Raw genomic sequence first — 18,604 nt, 5'->3', positions numbered from 1 at the left:
GTAAGGCTGTTCACCGTGCATGAAAGCTGCAATACCTATCGGTATTAGGATTATCCCGGCCACAAGCACCAGACTAATTATTGCGAATTCAAGTTTTTCATTCATCGGATAATCCCTCCTTCTTCCCGCCGTTCTTCCACTCCGGCTTCTTTAACTTTAAAAAGACAAGCGGAGGAGCAGCGAGGACAAATGTTCCGAAGAGAACTGCTGCCACATATCCGATTGTGTTGTCGTAATATGCAGGCGGCATTAAGCCCACCAGAAACGAGAATACAACTCCGATGGCACCCATACCTCCGATAATCCATACCCCTGTGATTCCTCCGGGAATCTTAAACGGCCTTGGTGTGTCAGGCTGGCTGTAGCGCAGTTTTATAAGTGCTGCAAAGACCAGCAGATATACAATACACAAAAGTTCTACTGTCATCGCCGATAAGATCCAGTATGCCTGGTTTACAGACGGTAAAAAGACATAGAGAAGCGAGATTGCAGAGCCGATTAAAGCCTGTGTTAAGAGAACAGCAACCGGTGCACCGTATTTGTTTGTGCGATCAAACATCGGCGGCATATTCCCCTCTTCTGCAACGACACCGAGACCTTTTGCAGGGCCTATTAACCATGCCGCAAGGGATACGACACCGCCGACTGTTATTAAAACCGCCATCGGGCCGACAAGTCCTGGAAGACCTGCGGAGTCAAAGAAATACTGAATCGCCTGCATAACACCGGATGCAAGACTGAGCTGGTCTGCCGGGATTACAAACGCGATTGAGAGCGTTGCGGCAACCGTGCAGAAGAATATTATCACTGCCGAAAGTCCCATGGCCCGGGGGAAATCTTTCTGCGGATTTCTGACCTCGAGGGCATGAAAACCCGCCATCTCCATACCTGCAAAGAGAAGAATCACTGTTGAGAAGAAAGGCAGGGTCTGGAGATTAATATCAGGAACTATCTCACCGATTGAAAACGGAGGGAGAACAAGGGCCTGACCTGTCGAAAACCACCAGATTCCCAAAAGGGTTATTAAAACGGCAGGAATTATGCTTCCCAGAATTACACCGAATGTGCTCAGTTTTTCAGATGCATTCTCACCGAAATAGGCAACGGCAGTTGTGCCCCAGAATGCGATCATCATGACAGTGAACATATAATAAGGGCTGTTTGCAAGCTCAGGCGTTAAGGCAAACGCAAGTGTTGCGGCAATAAACGAGAGAACAGTCGGAAACCAGACGAGATTGTTTGACCACTCACAGAAGAGTGCAATAAATCCCTTTTGTTCTCCGAAAGCCTGTTTCACCCAGGTATATACACCGCCGCCCTGAGGCCAGCCTGTTGCAAGCTCTGCACCTGCAAGCGAAATCGGAATTAAAAACAAAACTGTTCCAATGATGTACCAGCCGATGCAGGACCACCCATAAACAGCCATTGAAGGAAAATTCCTGATGCTTAGGACTGCCGCGACGTTTATCATCGCAAGTGCAAATATGCCGAGGAGTTTTTGATTCTTTTTTGAATCTACGGCTTCAGCTTCACTCATTTCTTCCCTTCCTTTGTGCAGTATATCTTATATTCACCGTTTACGCTCTCAACTCCGTGAATGTCATGCGTAAATCCGGGGAATTTTTTGTCAAACTCCTGAAGTGCCAGGAGATACTGAATAATCGGCCCTTTCTTTTTGCCTGCCGCTTCTCCGGGAGCAAGGACAGGAATTCCGGGCGGATAAGGGAATACTCCGGTTACAACGATTCTGTCTTCCATATCAGAGACAGAGACATTTTCAACCTCGTCTCTTACAAGTTTTTTATAAGCCTCCGCATACGTTGAAACCTGTTCGGGAAGTTTCTCATAAGCTTCCTGCAGAAGTGCCCCCTGCCCTGTGTCCTTCATGTAATTGTGCATCTCATTTACAAGTCCGGGAAGCGTCATACCGCCGTATCTGTCCGGATACGCCTTTGTGAGGTCAGGGAATATCTCATCAAGCGGCGAGTTTTCATCATAATGGCGCTTAAACTCAAACAGTTCTGTAACAAGCGTCCCCCACTTGCCCTTTGTGATTCCCATAGAGAATAAAAAGAGGATATTGTAATCACCTGATTTTTCGTTGACAATTCCTCTGGTATCAAGGAATTTTACAACAATTGCGGCAGGAATACCCCATTCTGACGGAGTCCCGTCATCCTCCAGTCCGGGCATTAAAACTGTCACCTTAATCGGGTCTAACATGCAGTAATCATCAGGAAGACCGGTAAATCCGTGCCATTTATCTTCAGGGTGCAAAACCCAGCAGGACGGATTTTCGCTGAGAAGATCCACAGGGGCATCGGCAAATGCAATCTTTTCCCCGGAATTTAAGTCGGTTACAAAGTCCGGCTGCCACATGCCAAACCACCAGTCGGCAGCTGTCCTGCCTGTTCCAATCTCCCTTTTTATCCTCGCCATCGTCCGTCTGAATCTTATTGCATCCTCTATTGGTTCTGAAGTAAGAGTCCTTCCCGATGCGCCGTCCATCATCTTTGCGGAGACATCGCAGGATGCAATTATGGTATAAAGCGGCGAGGTTGAGGTGTGCATCATGAACGCCTCATTGAACCTTGAATGCTCAATCGGAACCCTTCCGTTTCTTACATGCACCATTGAGGCCTGGGAGAGTGCTGCCAGGAGTTTATGAGTGGACTGGGTGGAAAATACTGTCGGGCCGTTTGGATTCTTCGCATCATCCCTCATTGCAAAGCGGTTTTTATAGATAGGATTGAAACGGGCGTATCCGAACCATGCCTCATCAAAATGAATGCTGTCAACACTCTTTCCAAGCTCATCCTCAACCCATTTCGCATCATAGCAGAGACCGTCATATGTTGAATTTGTAATTATGGAGTGAACCGGAATTCTGCTCTGTTCTGCATCCAGAAGCGGGCAGTTTTCAATCTTCTTCTTTATTGATTTCGGGGACATCTCCCCCGGACGTATCGGTCCGATTATTCCGTATTTGTTTCTGGTCGGGATAAGATAGACCGGAACGGCATGTGTCAGTGTAAGTGAATGTTCGGCTGATTTGTGACAGTTTCTGTCAACAAGAACGATATCGTCACTGCATACCCGTCCGAAGAATACAATCTTATTGGAAGTCGATGTCCCGTTTGTGACAAAATACGTCTTTTCGGCCCCGAAGACTTTTGCGGCATACCTCTCGGCATCACCCACAGGCCCTGAGTGATCAAGAAGGGAACCGAGTTCGCCCACAGATATTGAGAGATCTGATCTGAAGAGCTGTTCGCCGAAGAAGTTAAAAAATGCCCTTCCGGCCGGGGATTTTCTAAACGCTGTCCCGCCTGCATGACCAGGAGTGTGCCATGAATATTCAAAATCACGTGAAAATTTCACGAGTTCGCCAAAAAATGGCGGCAGAATCTTCTCCCTGTACCTTTTTGCGGCAGCCGAAATCCTGCCTGCCAGAAATTCGGATGTATCCTCCATCACCCAGACAAACTCGTTAATCTCTTTTATCATATCGATTGTAAGAGATGTCGGGGAATCACGGGTCGGTTCACCCATCATAAAGATTGGAACGTCCTCATTTCGTTTCCTTATCTCATCTATGATGAGTGACGCCGCACTCTCATTTTCACCGGCTTTGCCGAGATTCCAGTTTATAAGGATGCAGTCCACAGCCGGAAGGTTGGAGAGAGCAGAACGTGCCTCTTCCGGCGATGCAAGTGTTGTAACCCCTATGCCGTATCCGGCGAGATCAGCAGAAATCCGCTTAATAGCCCGCCCTTCCGGTGTATCAGTATGAACATTACCGTCAATTATTGCGACCTGCAATGTCTCTTCAGGATTCATAAATACCTCCATATAATCAGACAGGAGATGAATCCCCATGACTCTTTTCTGCCGCCTGATCTATGATACAGACTCCTATTTGATTCATATTTATATATATCGGGGAATTTTGGCAAAATTAGTCTGTTTAAGGAGGGATTTTAAAAAATTACAAAAATTGTTTGAAAATTTGCTGAATTATCAGTGGTGATGAGACTCTTTTCCCGCCTTCTCTTCCCAGGGGGAAAGACCCTGTTTCACACGGTAATCATTTATCGCCTTATGAATTGCATCCTCTGCCAGAACTGAGCAGTGCATCTTCTGGGGCGGAAGGCCTTCGAGTGCTTCTGCAACAGCTTTGTTTGAAAGCTCCCATGCCTCCTCAAGCGTCTTTCCCTTGATTAACTCGGTCGCCATGCTGCTCGACGCAATCGCAGCCCCGCAGCCGAATGTCTGAAATTTTACATCTGTAACAATGTTGTCCTTAACTTTGATGTAAATCTTCATGATATCCCCGCACTGCGGATTTCCTTCCTCTCCGATGCCGTCGGCATCCTCAATTGTCCCCGTATTTCTCGGGTTTTCAAAATGATCCATAACAGTTTCGCTGTAATCCATCCAAATCACCGGTTATTATCTGTTTATATTTTTTTATTTTTCCTTTTTTTATCTATCAGGTTCTAAGCTCGGGAGGTGTCAGAGGCGACAGATTCCTGAGTTTCTGCACAATTTCCGGAACAATTTTCAGGACATAATCAACATCCTCATCTGTTGTTTCGTTTCCGAGTGTCAGCCGGAGTGAGCCGTGCACTATCTCCGGATTGAATCCGCATGCCGTTAAAACATGCGAGGGCTCAAGTGAAGAGGAATTGCAGGCGCTTCCGGTTGAGGCAGAGATACCTTTTCTGTTTAACATCAGGAGTATTGATTCCCCTTCAATGTACTCAAAGATAATACTGACGTTGTTTGTCAGCCTCTTTTTTGGATGTCCGGAAAGATGCGACTTTGGGATCTTCAAAAGTCCTTCTGTTAAGCGATCCCTGAGACAGGTCAGTCTTTCAGAACTCTCATTCATCTCAGATACGGAAAGCTCAAGTGCTAGTCCGAGGCCCACAATTCCGGGGACATTCTCTGTTCCGGCACGCCTCTTTCTCTCCTGATCTCCGCCGTGCATCAGGGGATCAAGCTTAACCCTCTTTCCAATGTATAAGGCGCCTGTTCCCTTTGGGCCGTTGAACTTGTGACCGGAGAGTGAGAGCATGTCGATATTCATCTCTTCAACATCTATCGGCACATGACCCACTGCCTGAACAGCATCGGTGTGAAACAAAATTCCTCTGTCCCGTGCAATTTTTCCGATCTCTGCTATGGGTTCTATTGTTCCGATCTCATTGTTTGCAAACATCACTGTTATCAGAATGGTGTCATCCCTGATTGCTGATTTTACATCTTCCGGGCTTACCATCCCGTACCTGTCAACAGGAAGATATGTTATCTCAAATCCCTGTTTTTCGAGCCACTCGCATGTATAGGATACTGCATGATGTTCAATCCGGGTTGTGATTATGTGCATTCCCTTATCGCAGTTTGCAAAGGCGACACCTTTTATCGCCCAGTTGTCAGACTCCGTTCCGCCGGATGTAAAATATATCTCCTTTGGTTTTGCACCTATTGCCGATGCAACCTGCTCACGTGCCTTTGAAACAGCCTCACGTGATATTTTTGCAATGTCATAAAGTGATGACGGGTTTCCAAAGTTTTCGGTCATATAAGGGATCATTGCCCCGACAACCTCCGGCCTTACAGGGGTTGTTGCGGCATTATCCATGTAAACTATACGCATATTCTCATCCATTTTTTAATATTTCACTCCGGTCAGGATTGTTTAATTGTATTTTATTACTGAGCCCAAAAGAACTATACGGCTTTCTCTTCTGAATACTTATCCCGTCAGATATTTTTGACTTTTCCTGTAGTCAGTTATTTCACCAAAGAATGGCAGTACATTCTCCACACATTTACAGGTTTGTTTGATTAACTGATAGTGCTGCTCTTTTTTCATAGGTCTGCCACGGTATTCTGCAACAAATCTTTTTTCCCGGTTTAACTCTGCAATATCGATCTGAATATCTCAATTATTACAAATGTTTTTTTTATCATTTATAAAGTATGAAAAATAGTTCTTTTCAGGATGCCTGCCGCCACAATTATCTGCATTACGAACAATAAGATGTTTTGTGAGGATAATAAAATGGAGCCTTTAAAAATTCCCGGTATGAAAAAAGCAGAGTACGATGACTTAATAAAACGGCAGTATATCTCCCGTATAGCATTTACAGGAGACGGACACCCTTATATTGCACCGTTCATGTACGTCTTTGATAAAAAGTATATTTACTTCCTTTCGACGAAATACGGCAGAAAAATGAAATATTTTGCCGCAAACCCGCTGGTATCGGTCGAGATAGAAGAATACATGCCTGATCTCTCCTCGTTTAACTTTGTAAGTCTGCAGGGTAAGATCGAAGAGGTTAAAGATCCTGTCCAAAAAAAGAAAGTTAAAGAGCAGTTCGTTGAAATGATGAAAAAGCACCGGCTGTCACCAAAGGTTATGTCTGCACTGGGCTACAGTCCGCAGGACCCGCCGGAGATAATCATCAGTGAAGAGCGATCCGCGGTCTGGAAACTTGTTGATGTCGGAGATATAGTGGCCCTGAAAAACGGGTAAATTAATATTTTCAGTATTTTTCTTTTTTTCCATTTTTAAACTGCAATACCAGTTTTGCCCCCAGGATTTCTCTTATCCACGGATTTACCTCTTAATTTCTAATCCAACCTCGTTTCGACGGAAAAACCCGGGTATCCAGGGAGGATTGTAACGCATCAGAAATACTTCTCCGATTGTTTTAATCCCTGCCTTTTTTAGCTCATCCTTAAGCCGCAGCTCTGCTGCTGCCACATCTTTAGGGCCTGCATATCCACGGAAGCGCATTACTGCAACCTCCCGTGCGGGTTGCGTTATTATTTTCACCCTGCTGTCCTGCGGATCCGGGATATCATCGGGGCTTTTACCGGGGGGCAATACAAATGACATCGAATTCGCACCTGATAATACCGGTGCCGTCATTGCGATCTTTTGCGATGTGATTACAGGAGAGGTCATCGATATATTTTTTCGGGCTGTATTGTTACCCGAGATATATGAAAACAGCAGATTAAAACCGGAATCATTCCCGTCACTTTCTACTGTTGCCAAAATTATTTCAGGATATCTCCGAAACTCAGTCTCTCCCGTCTTACCTGTTATCTCATAGGGGATTGTATCAGTCATTATCCTCTTTCATCTCCCTTGGAGGGGTAATTTACCTTAACACCGATAGATGTTTCGTCTGAAAAACCAATATGTAAAGAGAACTCAATAATACATCAGTCGAATAAAAAAAGTGAGTATTATGCACGATTTTTTTATTTTAAATGATAAAATGAAAGTGAAATTCCAGACATATTCCCCGGAACTTTCAGGTTATTCAAAAATAGCAAACTGCCGGAAGTATATGAAGGAGAATATTATATGAACAATTTCTGGGAGGAACGTTTCAGTGAAGAAGGCAAAATATGGGGTGATACCCCAAGCAGGACTGTTGATTCTGCAATTAAGCTATTCAAAGAAGCAGACGTTCGTAAAATTTTTATCCCCGGCTCAGGATATGGCCGCAATGCAGAGGCATTTGCCCGGGCCGGATTTGAAGTCACCGGAATTGAGATATCAAAAACAGCCCTGAAAATTGCACGCCTAAGCTCTCCTGATATTCGCTACCACCAGGGATCAGTACTTAATATGCCGTTTGACGATTCGGTGTATGACGGCATTTATTGTTTCAATGTTCTTCACCTCCTCAGAAAGGATGACAGGGCGGCATTTCTGCAGCGATGCAGAGAGCAGCTAAAATCAGGAGGTGTGATGTTCTTTGTGGTATTTTCAGATATTGAACCCAGTTACGGCAAAGGAAAGATGGTTGAGGAGAACACTTTTGAGAGCAAACCGGGACGTTGTGTGCACTATTATTCCACAGAGGATCTGGCATCTGAATTTGAAGGAATGGAAATTCTTGCAGAAGGTATGATTGAGGAACCCGAAGAGCATGGCGAAGAGGGAAGGCATACTCACCTGCTTAGGTATATCTATGCCGGAAAATGATGAAAATGATTATTTTAAGATTTTTGAATTTTAAAGTCAATTTCAGAAAGTGCATTAATTAATTCTGTAAAAAAAGTTTCATACGAATGTAAATGCGATTCCATAAATTCCTCAATCGCTATATAACCCTCTGAAGGACAATATTCATAAGAATAATCAATAATTTTTTCTTCGTCGTTTTTAGTATTAACCCGTGTTTCACTGTAGTAATGATCAAAAATTTTTGAACTTTCCATTGACCTACTCTCACGAGTATCTGGAACGTAAGGAGATGATGGTTTTGAATCATTGGAAGGCGGGGATTTTGGAATACATACTGGATGGACTATTATTTTTGAAATATCATCGATAACATGTTTTTCGAATCCACTTTCAATAGTGAAATTCCTAGAATGTATTATATTATCTCTATTAGAACGAAGATCATCAAGCCATTCATAATTTTTTCTTATCACATCCAAAATTGTTCCTCTTTTCTCTCCTTTTTTTATTATTTTCATAAAGGAATTTATGCTATTACTCGTCACACCAGGAAAGTGTTCAGAACATCCCTTAGCAAGGAAATCAACTGAACTTTTAAGTGCTGCAAGAAAAGCTGACAGTTCATAGGTATATTGATCTGCAGTTTTGGTGACAGATGTTTTCGAGTATTTGTCCTCTTTTATATTATGAGATAGAACTTTTTTTGCAACATCCTCATCATCTTTGATAAAATTCTTGACATTTTTATAATGATAAATCGCTGCTCTATATTTTCGAAATGAATACATAAAAGTGGTTTCGTAGTATTCTTTATTGCAATCTGACTTAAATATCCCATTTGGTGTAATTGGAGCAAGATCTAACATTTTAAAATAGTTATCAAGAACTTCATAAATTTTTTCATCAGAATACATAATTTAACCTTTAATTATTTCTACGAAATCAATGCTTTCGAATTTTATCCCTTATGAAATTGATAGGATGGAGATGAAAATATTCCTCGTTTAAGTTATCTATCAATAAAAATGTTGAATTTATAAATAACATCATCAAAATACCAATAATTGGAGATATTAAAAATGCCAGATAATAAGATAGTCCATTATTGTAAACATAAAATAAACAAAAAATAACAATGAGCACAATAAAAGATAGAATACAACCAAATACCCAGCATAAACTTGATTTTATAGTATTATATTTTATTTTCATCCATTCCGCAAACATGTTGGTTCCAAATATACCAAATAATGCAACAACAAAAAATGAAGCAGCTAAAAATGATCCAGGGGATTGTTGAAATATTAGAGAGAATATTAAAAAAAATGGAGCAATTAAAAGAAAGCAGAATAAAATAATCTCCAATGAGGAAATAATTTCAGTAAATGATTTTTCTTCACTATTCAAAACATCCCTAAAATATGGAACTCCCTTAATTGTTATGTGAAACCAGATTATTAAAATCAAAAAGAAAATAAAAAACAATGCCTGATTAAGAGAACTTCCAATAGTAATCTTATCTGAAAATGCAATTAATGCTGTGCTCAATCCAATTAATATTGAAAAAAGGAAGATGTAATCTCTGACATCAGAAATGAAATTATCAAATATTGAATTTGTTTTTATTGATTTTTGTGAATCTGGCATTAAGGAATAACTCCTATTTAATAAATCAGGTAGAATAGATATATTTGTTTGGGAGATTATTCTGACAAGTACTTTTATGTATTTTTAGTGTCTCGTAGGAGTATGAAAATAAATTTATTCTCTTATCAGATATCTGGATATATAAAAATCCTGTATTTACCATAAAAAAATTTTCAGGCATTCTCTGGCTTTTTTAGAGTCAGGATATAGGAAAACCTGTTTCCCATAAATTCCTTCTCAACAAATCCAAAAGTCTCTGCAAGCCCTGTAACTGTACTGTGGGTCTGAAAATGTGGATCACAGATGGTCTCCTCAACCAGAAGAATGCCTCCCGGCTTCAGTGATTCAAAGATCTCCTTTAATGCCGCTTCACGTCCGGGGATCTCACCAAGAACTGTTATTAAAACAGCCCGGTCGTAATAATTTTTTTCAGCTTTTCCTTCCCCCAGACCTGCCCTGACAAACCTGATATTTGTGAGGTTTTTCTTTTGAGCCCGCATCCTGACCACATCCAGCATCCCTTCCTGAATATCAAGAGCTGTCACTTCTCCGTCCTGACCTGTCATCTCTGCAAGAGGTATACTAAGACGGCCCGGTCCGCAGCCTGCATCAAGTATCCTCATCCCGGGGCTGATGTCAAGAATCTGCATAGTTTTTCGTGTACGTCCGCTAATTCCTCCGGAAGAGAAGGGATCAAGCATCCACTTCATCCAGACCGGACAGGGAATTGCATGCCGCTTTGATGCAAACCGCCACGAGACAGCCGTTATCAGGAAAACTGCCACGATGATAATTACGATATACAAAACAGGAATCATAATCAGTCTTATTCCATTGCTTATAAAATTTTAAGGATGCCGTTAAAGATATTTGTTTGGGAGAATTTTCTGACCGTTATTTTTATGTATTTGTAGTATTCCGTAGGGGTATGAAAATAAATTTATTTTCAGTAATTATCATTTTGTTAATCCTTGCAGGGATTACTGGCGGAGTAACTGCCGGAGATACAAAAACTTCAGGTTTGAATGTGCCCTTACTTTCAGCCATTTCTTCTTTCGGAATCATTTCAGATGCAAAAACTCCGTTTTTGGATCAGCTTTTAATTGGGAATCAGGAATTTAAGGATAAAATTTTCAGTGCAGACCCGGACAGGTATCAGGACCTTGCAATGGCCCAGAGTCCGAAAGTCCTCTGGATAGGATGTTCTGATTCACGCTCTGATCCTGAAAGGATTACAAATGCCTCTCCTGGAGAACTGTTCGTTACCAGAAATGTCGGCAATATTGTGCCAAACCATGACTGGAATCTTATTACGGTTGTTGAATATTCAATCAATTACCTGAAGGTAAAAGAGATAGTTATCGTCGGCCATTCCGACTGTGGCGCCATAAAAGCGCTGGATGCAAATCTTACTGATCCGTATATCACACTCTGGCTCAACGATGCCCGTGAGGCAAAGATGCGGGTTGATGACCGGATTTTAAAGCCGCAGACACCTGATGAGGAGAAAGAACGACATCACCATATTGAACTTGAAAATATCATGCTCCAGACAGAGCACCTGATGACATATCCCACTGTCAGAGATGCGGTTTCGGATGGAAGAGTTCAGGTTCACGGTCTGTACTATGACCTTTCAACAGGAACACTTTCAAAAGTTGTATAAAACTCCGGTTCTGTCTTACCGGCCGGCACGTGGCAAATTGAGCTGATATCTTTATAGAAAAAATAGATTTTTTTTATTCATCAAGAACCATTTTTTCGAGGTCAAGAGGCATGATATACTCTCCGTTACGAAAAGCACGCATGTTTCCTCCTGAAATCTCGTCGATTAAAACAATCCGGTCCCCTACCTTGCCGAATTCAAACTTTATATCATAGAGTTCGATATTCTTCTTTGCAAGTTCGTCCTTCATGATGGTTGTAATCTGCTGGGTTAATTTTTTGACCTCTTCGTATTCATCAGGGGTCATAATACCGAGATTTTCGAGTGCATCCTTTGTAATCGGAGGGTCCTCGCGGCCGTCGTCCTTTAATGTTGTCTCAACAAAAGCAGGCAGTGGTGCAGCTTCTTCTACATAATCGCCATAACGTCTGTAAAAACTCCCGACAGCTCTGAGACGGCAGATGACTTCCAGACCCTTTCCAAATGTCTTTGCAGGTTTTACAGTCATGGTGACATTGTCGATATCAGCATCAATATAGTGTGTCGGAATTCCCTTCTGATTTAAGATATCAAAGAAGAATTTTGTCATCCGAAGGCCGGCCCGGCCTGCACCCTCTATTGTAAGACCAATGGTATTCATGCCGGGGTCAAAGACGCCGTCAGCCCCGGTGCAGTCATCCTTGAATTTAAGCAGATAATTTCCATCCTCAAGTGCATAGACATTCTTTGTCTTGCCTGTATAGACAAGTTTCATAGACTCGTTTGAACTCATAAGTGCTCCTCTTTTTTGATAGTCAGAATACATGTTCTGGTGCAGAGTATTTAAAGCAGATGTTGTCAGGGCAGAATAGTTCTGAGAATTAAACATTGAGTCCGGATAAATTCAGATCGTTTCTGAACCCGGCTTAACCTGAGCGATGCATTTTTTACGTAGCGGATTGTTACTTAATGTCGTATTAATGCCGGATGAAAACCAATAATATAACAGGAAGAAACAGAGCCATGAAAAAGACAATAATCACCGTCGTCGGAAAAGATACTGTTGGAATTATCGCAAAGGTCTGCACTTACCTTGCCGAAAACCAGGTCAATGTTGAGGATATATCCCAGACCATTGTGCAGGGATACTTCAACATGATGATGATTGTTGACACAGACAGTTCCCCAAAACCCTTTGGCGAGATGGTGAGTGAACTTGAAACTCTCGGCGATGGTATAGGAGTTAAGATCAGATGCCAGCGGGAAGATCTTTTTACAAAAATGCACCGTATCTGAGGAGAATTTCTGATGATCAACAGACTTGAGGTAGATGAGACAAACAAGATGATCGAGCAGGAGATGCTTGACGTCAGAACAATAACAATGGGCATCAGTCTTTTGGACTGCTGTGACTCTGACCTTGATACCTTAAACAAAAATATATACGATAAAATAACAGGCAAAGCAAAAAATCTCGTATCCGTCGGGAGAGAAATTGAGCTTGAATATGGAATTCCAATTGTAAATAAAAGAATTTCTGTAACTCCGATTGCACTTGTCGGAGGCCGGGCCTGCAAATCTCCGGAGGATTTTGTAACGATTGCAAAGACTCTTGATAAGGCCGCCAAAGCAACAGGTGTTAACTTTCTCGGAGGCTACTCTGCTCTCGTATCAAAAGGTATGACCAAAACAGAAGAAGATCTCATCCGCTCAATCCCTATGGCTCTCTCATCAACGGAGAGAGTATGCAGTTCGGTAAATATCGGCTCAACAAAGACCGGAATCAACATGGATGCCGTTAAACTGATGGGAGAAATTGTTTTAGAGACTGCAGAGGCTACAAAGGATGACAATTCTCTCGGATGTGCAAAACTGGTTGTCTTCTGCAACGCTCCGGATGACAATCCGTTTATGGCCGGAGCATTTCACGGTGTGACTGAAGGGGATGCTGTCATAAATGTGGGTGTATCAGGTCCGGGCGTTGTGAAACGTGCACTTGAGGGAGTACGGGGTGAGAACTTTGAGATTCTCTGTGAAACCATCAAAAAAACCGCATTTAAGGTTACACGTGCAGGACAGCTCGTGGCCCAGGAGGCGTCGGAAAGGCTCGGGATTCCTTTCGGAATTGTTGATCTCTCCCTTGCACCGACTCCGTCTGTCGGGGACAGTGTCGCAGAAATTTTAGAGGAGATGGGTCTTGAATCAGTTGGGGCCCCCGGAACAACCGCAGCTCTTGCACTTTTAAATGATCAGGTAAAGAAGGGAGGTGTGATGGCAAGCTCTTTTGTAGGCGGACTTAGTGGTGCATTTCTCCCGGTAAGTGAGGATCAGGGTATGATTGATGCCGTAAACAGGGGAGCCCTTACAATTGAGAAACTTGAGGCTATGACCTGTGTATGCTCGGTCGGTCTTGATATGATTGCAATTCCGGGAAACACCACTGCCGCCACAATTTCAGGAATCATCGCCGATGAAGCAGCAATCGGAATGATAAATCAGAAGACAACCGCAGTCCGTCTGATTCCTGTAATAGGAAAGGATGTCGGCGACACTGTGGAGTTTGGAGGTCTTTTGGGCCATGCACCAATACAGCGGGTGAATAAATTCGGCTGTGATGATTTCATAAACCGGGGGGGGAGAATCCCTGCACCGATTCACAGTTTTAAAAATTAATTTTTCATACTTTTTTTAAGCAGTAAAATAGAGGATTAAAAGTAGGAGCCTTTATTCTCAAAGGCATCCCTTCGTTCCCGGGCCATTTTATAAAGCTCGTCATCAACTTCCGCAGCTCCCAGAACATATCCCTTCCACATATCAGTGTATGGCTCCTCAGGCACAATTATAATTCCCTTATTCTCAGAAACACGGTCCAGAATACAGGATGCAGCCATATCTGCAGGATATGCGTCATCCGGGATTTTAAGATCACCACGGGCCACCCCGTCTATTCCCTTGTTGAATATCGGAGTTGCGATATTTGCAGGACAGATTACAGAGAAGCAAAGCCCTTTTTCTGCATATTCATACTTCAGACACCCGGTCATTCCTGTGACACCATATTTTGTAAGGGAATACAATGCCTGAAAAGGAGGCGGAACAATTCCTGCTATTGAGCCTGTGTTGACAATATGGCCTGATCCCTGTTTAAGCATATGGGGAACGGCTTCAGAAACCCCGTAAATGACACTCCAGAGGTTTACATCTATGATGTTTTTCCAGTCATCATATGTGGCCTTATCAAACGGGATTGTCCCTCCGACACCTGCATTGTTGAATAAAAAATCAATTCTCCCGGCCTCATCAACAACTTTGTTTATTCCTTCATGAACTTCTTTTCGGCTTGTGACGTCCATTATGAGCTTTCTTACATTATCGCCATACGAAGAGAAGGCTTCTGCAGCTTTTGCAATCTTTTCCGGGTTTCTGCCGGCCATATAGACGACTCCGCCCCTCTTTAAAAGCTCTGATGAGACTGCATATCCTATTCCTGAATTTGCACCTGTGACGATGCAGATTTTATCTTTGTAATAATCAGAATCAACCATAATATTCTCCTTATTATCTTTTTTTTATTTTCCAGTAATTTTACGGGTTTTATTCAATTTTTTTCAATTTTATTCAATTACTTTTGCCCCGTTTGAATGCAGGAAGGTTTCTCCCTCAAGCAGAACGGAACTTGTAATTTTTTCTACCGGCAGTGCCGCAAGGCTGTTGATGATGTAGTACTGTGAGGGATTCTGCATGGGAACCTGGGTGGTCCATTTCAGGTTTCCGAACCCTGATATTGCACTTTTTACCTCCATCCCCTGCGGATAAAGGATAAACTGGCTCAGCTCTGCACCGGGGGCACCGACTTTTGGAATATACCTCCATCCAATGGTATTCACTGATGAAAATCCGGACTTTATGGCATCAAGATTACTGCCTGTAATCTCTTCTCCGGCTTTGAAATTCATATTCAGAAATGTATTGCCCTCATAACTGGCGGTTGTTGCATAATGGGGCTTTAATATATGAAGATCCTCAATATCGGCATAAATCTTCGGAATGCCCGTCTGTTCACGCCCGCCAAGAATCGGCGCTGTTTTATTCTCCCAGACAACAAGCGTGTATGAACCCTCAATATCATCTTTTTTTCCGCTGAAACGGACAGGAGATGCAACATTGACAAGGTTGTACATCCCTCCCTGCATCCAGTCAATCTCTGTAAATTTACTGAAAACAACCTGCACTTCAGAAGAGAGCAGTTCAAATTCCTCAGGAATGTACTCTTCAAGAAGTTTTCTGTCGGTTTTATAGGTCATTGCAAGGGTTGTCATCCTCTGCCGTATGATCCTTTCCGGGTCAAATCTGCCTCCTCCAAAATGAACAGGCATCAGATACGCTGAATCATTGCGAAGCTCAAACATAATATTTAGATAATAAATATCACAATATATACTTTATTATTTAATAATCCCCGATATAGCCATCAAATAAAATTAGAATGCTCCCGATTCTCATATCCATCAAAGAACCGGGAGATCTGCCAAAAATAAATCAATAAATATATATCTTCTGTAAAAATACAGATTAACTGATGCTTCATCTGAATTTTAAGATGCACCGGAGGAATACAATTGGAATCTGAGAGTAAAACAGGGGAAAATATCTGCACAAAAAAAGGAATCTTCAGCGAAATCTCCTTTGAAGTTATTATTTTGTTTATCTTTGGAGTTATGATGCTTCTTTTTGGCATTCTGCTCTTTAAAATTCATACAGGTGATATTCTCTATTCGCCTGACAGTACATATGGCCTTTTTCTGGTGATCATCTCTTTTCAGATAATAACACTTGGAAGGACGCCTTTTGGTGATCTTCCACAGTCATGGATTGTGATATTTATCGGAGTGTGTACTGCCGCAGCAGGGATGACAGCATGCTTTATTCCCGGTTTTATTACGGATTTTGTCCGGATTCTTGTAGGATTAATGCTGTTCGCAGGCGGTATTGCACTCCTTTTGGGGCTTGTACTCTCAAAGGAAAAAGCACAAAGCTGGCTCTCTGTCCCGGGAATTCTCAGGCACCTGACACTTGCCGCAGCGCTCACCTACATAATATCGGCAATACTCGGGATTGTGACACTTCTGCCAGGGATCACAACAGATACACAGACAGCAGTATTATTGCTTGTTTATGGTGTATCCTTCTTTTATCTTGCATACTGCATACACCGCGTAAACATAATATATCCAAAAGAAGAAGTGAATGGAGCTGAAACCAAAATTTGCGGAGATTGCAGTGGAACCAAAAAAGAAAAGGCAGAAAAATTCCGGTCCCTGAAAAAGCTGCTGATATCTGATAGTGCCTCTGTTCCCCTCTCGGTGGCAATAATAATCCCGGTCGGCTTTTTACTCCTGCTTTTGGGATTTCTCCTCTTTCCGGTAAACATGGGAATAATCCCTTTTTCACCTGACGGTCAGCTCGGACTTTTAATGGTTGTTATGGCCATACAGATGATGGCGCTTGGTGAGACACCCGTCGGACAGTACAGCCGTTCCTGGCTTCTTATGGGAACAGGAGTATTATTTGCCTCATTTGGAATATATTCCTGTATTGTGCCAGGGGTTCTCACAGGAATTTTAATGGGGCTTGTGGGATTTTTAAATATTGCAGGAGGTGTGATTCTTCTTGCAGGGCGGTTTTTGCCTGCCATAATAAACCGCAGCAGTTCACCGGCAGAAAAAACCCCTCTGCCCTCTGTCCTGAAAAAACTGATTATTGTCCTGACAGCTCTGAATTTTATCTCAATAGGTTTTGGTGCATCAATGTTTCTGCCGGGAATTGTTCCGGGCAGTGTTATTGCAGGAATACTTATTCTAAACGGGATTATGATCTTTGCACTGGCATCAATTGTTTTAAAGATTGACAGGATAGAAAAGGCGGGATATTCAGGAGATGTGTGATCCTGCTCCTAAAATTTTTATCAGCCAGATTTTAGCCTTAAAAAAACGGCCGGAGCTTTTCCCGGATTTCCACGCTCATATATCCGTAAATTGTTCCGGCCATAACAGGAAGCCATGCCAGAATTTCATCCCGTGTCAATCCGGATGCCTTACAGTACTTTTCAAGATACATCTCTGCTGATTTCTCATCCAGAAGAAGGAAATCCATGTAGCTTCGGCAGGCATCAGCCGCCGGAGAACCACAGGCAACTTCTGCCCAGTCAATAATCTGATAATTCTCGTTGTCAAAGAGGATATTCCCGCTGTGGAAATCCCCGTGGCAGATCGAAAGCCCATCGGGCAGGGCACTTAGCTCTTTTTTAAGGCGCTCTTTTTCCTCATCCGTAATTCCGGGGCTCATAGCAATTGTTCCCATAAGAACAAGTTTTAAGGGTCTGAATTCGGTTGTATATATTTTGTGCATTGCAGTCTGAAGCTCAACAACCTTGTCCATATACTCTTCTACCCTCTCAGGATTTTCAAGCGCAAGATCCCAAAGAGACTTTCCTTTAATTTTTTCCATAAGAAGGGCTGTTCTTCCGGCAAATGTTTCAACACCAAATATTTCAGGCGCCGGAATACCACAGTCCTTTACAACCGCAAGTGTAAAAGCCTCCTGGTAAACCTGTTTTCTTGGCTGGCCTTCCCGGTATACTTTTGCTGCAATCCCGTCTTTTGCATATATTACAGCCGACTGTCCGCTTCCAATCTCCTCACCAAAACGTTTTACAAACTCATCGTCTTCTCTTTCAATCCCGTTTTTTGTATCGTTTTCCATTTTAATGCCACTCCTGTTTCGGTTAAAAATATCTTTTCTTATATATAATCTGATTATTTCAGGGCATTAATAAATAAGCGTTTTTCTTCATGCATTTTTTTTCCTGTTTTACAGGAAAATTTCTACAAATCCCGTTTTTATGAAACCATCAGATCACCAAAGCCACAGGAGAGGTGGTTCAGACAATCAATCCACCTGATGAAATAAGGTGCAGAGCCAACCCCTGCCTTAGTAATATTTAAAAATAATTTAATACTCTGCACCACAACACTACATGTGATGGTGCACATCCCCCTGATTTTCACCAATCCAGAAGATGATGTGCACCAGCCACATTATTTCAGAGGATTTTATGGATCAAATTGAAGAAAAGAGCAGGAATAACCTGTTCTTAATGGACAACACTGCAAACCCTGCACCACTCGGCCTCTGTGCATTCGGGATGACAACAATTCTGTTAAGCATCCACAACGCAGGAATAACCGCACTTAGCAGCCCGATCATTGCAATGGCCCTTCTTTACGGCGGACTTGCCCAGCTAATCGTCGGAG

At 42.4% G+C, this 18,604-nt stretch carries 19 protein-coding genes; 7 read left to right on the top strand and 12 right to left on the bottom strand.

The window, feature by feature from the left end:
- Positions 1 to 97 precede the first annotated feature (97 nt).
- The 4 genes from ACTB1O_RS12260 to nifS form a co-directional block, all read right to left on the bottom strand.
- Positions 98 to 1,537 carry an APC family permease gene (locus ACTB1O_RS12260; protein WP_462995431.1) on the bottom strand — a complete coding sequence of 480 codons (1,440 nt, stop codon included), beginning with the start codon at positions 1,535 to 1,537 and terminating at the stop codon, positions 98 to 100.
- Complete coding sequence (locus ACTB1O_RS12255) at positions 1,534 to 3,840, bottom strand: Orn/Lys/Arg family decarboxylase (RefSeq protein WP_462995430.1); 2,307 nt, start codon at positions 3,838 to 3,840, stop codon at positions 1,534 to 1,536. Before ACTB1O_RS12255 ends, ACTB1O_RS12260 begins: the two co-directional genes overlap by 4 nt.
- A 180-nt stretch (positions 3,841 to 4,020) precedes the next feature.
- Positions 4,021 to 4,437 (bottom strand): Fe-S cluster assembly scaffold protein NifU, encoded by a 417-nt coding sequence (nifU, locus tag ACTB1O_RS12250; protein ID WP_462995429.1) that lies wholly within the window; start codon positions 4,435 to 4,437, stop codon positions 4,021 to 4,023.
- A 55-nt stretch (positions 4,438 to 4,492) separates the two neighbouring features.
- The gene (nifS, locus tag ACTB1O_RS12245; protein WP_462995428.1) at positions 4,493 to 5,674 is read right to left on the bottom strand and encodes a cysteine desulfurase NifS; all 1,182 of its coding nucleotides are present in this window, start codon (positions 5,672 to 5,674) and stop codon (positions 4,493 to 4,495) included.
- A gap of 396 nt (positions 5,675 to 6,070) precedes the next feature.
- Between nifS and ACTB1O_RS12240 the strand changes: the two genes are divergently transcribed.
- Positions 6,071 to 6,547: a pyridoxamine 5'-phosphate oxidase family protein gene (locus ACTB1O_RS12240; protein WP_462995427.1), complete on the top strand. Its 477-nt coding sequence runs from the start codon at positions 6,071 to 6,073 to the stop codon at positions 6,545 to 6,547.
- A gap of 84 nt (positions 6,548 to 6,631) precedes the next feature.
- Here ACTB1O_RS12240 and ACTB1O_RS12235 read toward each other — a convergent pair whose 3' ends face one another.
- On the bottom strand, positions 6,632 to 7,150 hold the full coding sequence (locus ACTB1O_RS12235; RefSeq protein WP_462995426.1) for an SOUL family heme-binding protein: 519 nt from the start codon (positions 7,148 to 7,150) through the stop codon (positions 6,632 to 6,634).
- A gap of 240 nt (positions 7,151 to 7,390) precedes the next feature.
- Here ACTB1O_RS12235 and ACTB1O_RS12230 point away from each other — a divergent pair, with 240 nt between their 5' ends.
- Complete coding sequence (locus ACTB1O_RS12230; protein WP_462995425.1) at positions 7,391 to 8,017, top strand: class I SAM-dependent methyltransferase; 627 nt, start codon at positions 7,391 to 7,393, stop codon at positions 8,015 to 8,017.
- A gap of 14 nt (positions 8,018 to 8,031) precedes the next feature.
- Here ACTB1O_RS12230 and ACTB1O_RS12225 read toward each other — a convergent pair whose 3' ends face one another.
- The 3 genes from ACTB1O_RS12225 to ACTB1O_RS12215 form a co-directional block, all read right to left on the bottom strand.
- Entirely contained in the window at positions 8,032 to 8,913 is an 882-nt protein-coding gene (locus tag ACTB1O_RS12225) for a hypothetical protein (protein ID WP_462995424.1), read from the bottom strand.
- Between the two features lie 28 nt (positions 8,914 to 8,941).
- On the bottom strand, positions 8,942 to 9,646 hold the full coding sequence (locus ACTB1O_RS12220; protein WP_462995423.1) for a hypothetical protein: 705 nt from the start codon (positions 9,644 to 9,646) through the stop codon (positions 8,942 to 8,944).
- Between the two features lie 173 nt (positions 9,647 to 9,819).
- Positions 9,820 to 10,464: a class I SAM-dependent methyltransferase gene (locus ACTB1O_RS12215; protein WP_462995422.1), complete on the bottom strand. Its 645-nt coding sequence runs from the start codon at positions 10,462 to 10,464 to the stop codon at positions 9,820 to 9,822.
- Between the two features lie 110 nt (positions 10,465 to 10,574).
- Between ACTB1O_RS12215 and ACTB1O_RS12210 the strand changes: the two genes are divergently transcribed.
- Complete coding sequence (locus tag ACTB1O_RS12210) at positions 10,575 to 11,312, top strand: carbonic anhydrase (protein ID WP_462995421.1); 738 nt, start codon at positions 10,575 to 10,577, stop codon at positions 11,310 to 11,312.
- A gap of 73 nt (positions 11,313 to 11,385) precedes the next feature.
- Here ACTB1O_RS12210 and ACTB1O_RS12205 read toward each other — a convergent pair whose 3' ends face one another.
- Positions 11,386 to 12,084, bottom strand: a complete 699-nt coding sequence (locus ACTB1O_RS12205) for a phosphoribosylaminoimidazolesuccinocarboxamide synthase (RefSeq protein ID WP_462995420.1) — start codon at positions 12,082 to 12,084, stop codon at positions 11,386 to 11,388.
- A 230-nt stretch (positions 12,085 to 12,314) separates the two neighbouring features.
- Between ACTB1O_RS12205 and ACTB1O_RS12200 the strand changes: the two genes are divergently transcribed.
- Entirely contained in the window at positions 12,315 to 12,587 is a 273-nt protein-coding gene (locus ACTB1O_RS12200; RefSeq protein ID WP_462995419.1) for an ACT domain-containing protein, read from the top strand.
- Positions 12,588 to 12,599: 12 nt separating this feature from the next.
- Complete coding sequence (locus ACTB1O_RS12195; protein ID WP_462995418.1) at positions 12,600 to 13,964, top strand: DUF711 family protein; 1,365 nt, start codon at positions 12,600 to 12,602, stop codon at positions 13,962 to 13,964.
- Between the two features lie 35 nt (positions 13,965 to 13,999).
- Here the strand turns inward: ACTB1O_RS12195 and ACTB1O_RS12190 are convergent, their stop codons facing one another.
- Both ACTB1O_RS12190 and ACTB1O_RS12185 read right to left on the bottom strand, forming a co-directional pair.
- Positions 14,000 to 14,836: an SDR family oxidoreductase gene (locus tag ACTB1O_RS12190; protein ID WP_462995417.1), complete on the bottom strand. Its 837-nt coding sequence runs from the start codon at positions 14,834 to 14,836 to the stop codon at positions 14,000 to 14,002.
- A 69-nt stretch (positions 14,837 to 14,905) separates the two neighbouring features.
- Positions 14,906 to 15,700 (bottom strand): acetoacetate decarboxylase family protein, encoded by a 795-nt coding sequence (locus ACTB1O_RS12185; RefSeq protein WP_462995416.1) that lies wholly within the window; start codon positions 15,698 to 15,700, stop codon positions 14,906 to 14,908.
- Between the two features lie 210 nt (positions 15,701 to 15,910).
- Here ACTB1O_RS12185 and ACTB1O_RS12180 point away from each other — a divergent pair, with 210 nt between their 5' ends.
- Positions 15,911 to 17,236, top strand: coding sequence for a hypothetical protein (locus ACTB1O_RS12180; RefSeq protein ID WP_462995415.1), 1,326 nt, complete (start codon positions 15,911 to 15,913; stop codon positions 17,234 to 17,236).
- Positions 17,237 to 17,273: 37 nt separating this feature from the next.
- On the opposite strand, the gene ACTB1O_RS12175 is transcribed toward ACTB1O_RS12180, so the two are convergent.
- Positions 17,274 to 18,053 carry a phosphotransferase family protein gene (locus tag ACTB1O_RS12175; RefSeq protein ID WP_462995414.1) on the bottom strand — a complete coding sequence of 260 codons (780 nt, stop codon included), beginning with the start codon at positions 18,051 to 18,053 and terminating at the stop codon, positions 17,274 to 17,276.
- Between the two features lie 352 nt (positions 18,054 to 18,405).
- On the opposite strand from ACTB1O_RS12175, the gene ACTB1O_RS12170 reads away from it, so the two are divergent.
- Positions 18,406 to 18,604, top strand: a 199-nt coding sequence (locus ACTB1O_RS12170) for an acetate uptake transporter (protein ID WP_462995413.1), incomplete at its 3' end; no start/stop codon positions are given.

This window comes from Methanomicrobium sp., from assembly GCF_055145805.1.
Note: the sequence above shows the minus strand (reverse complement) of the source record. Positions and strands in the feature narration are given on the sequence as shown.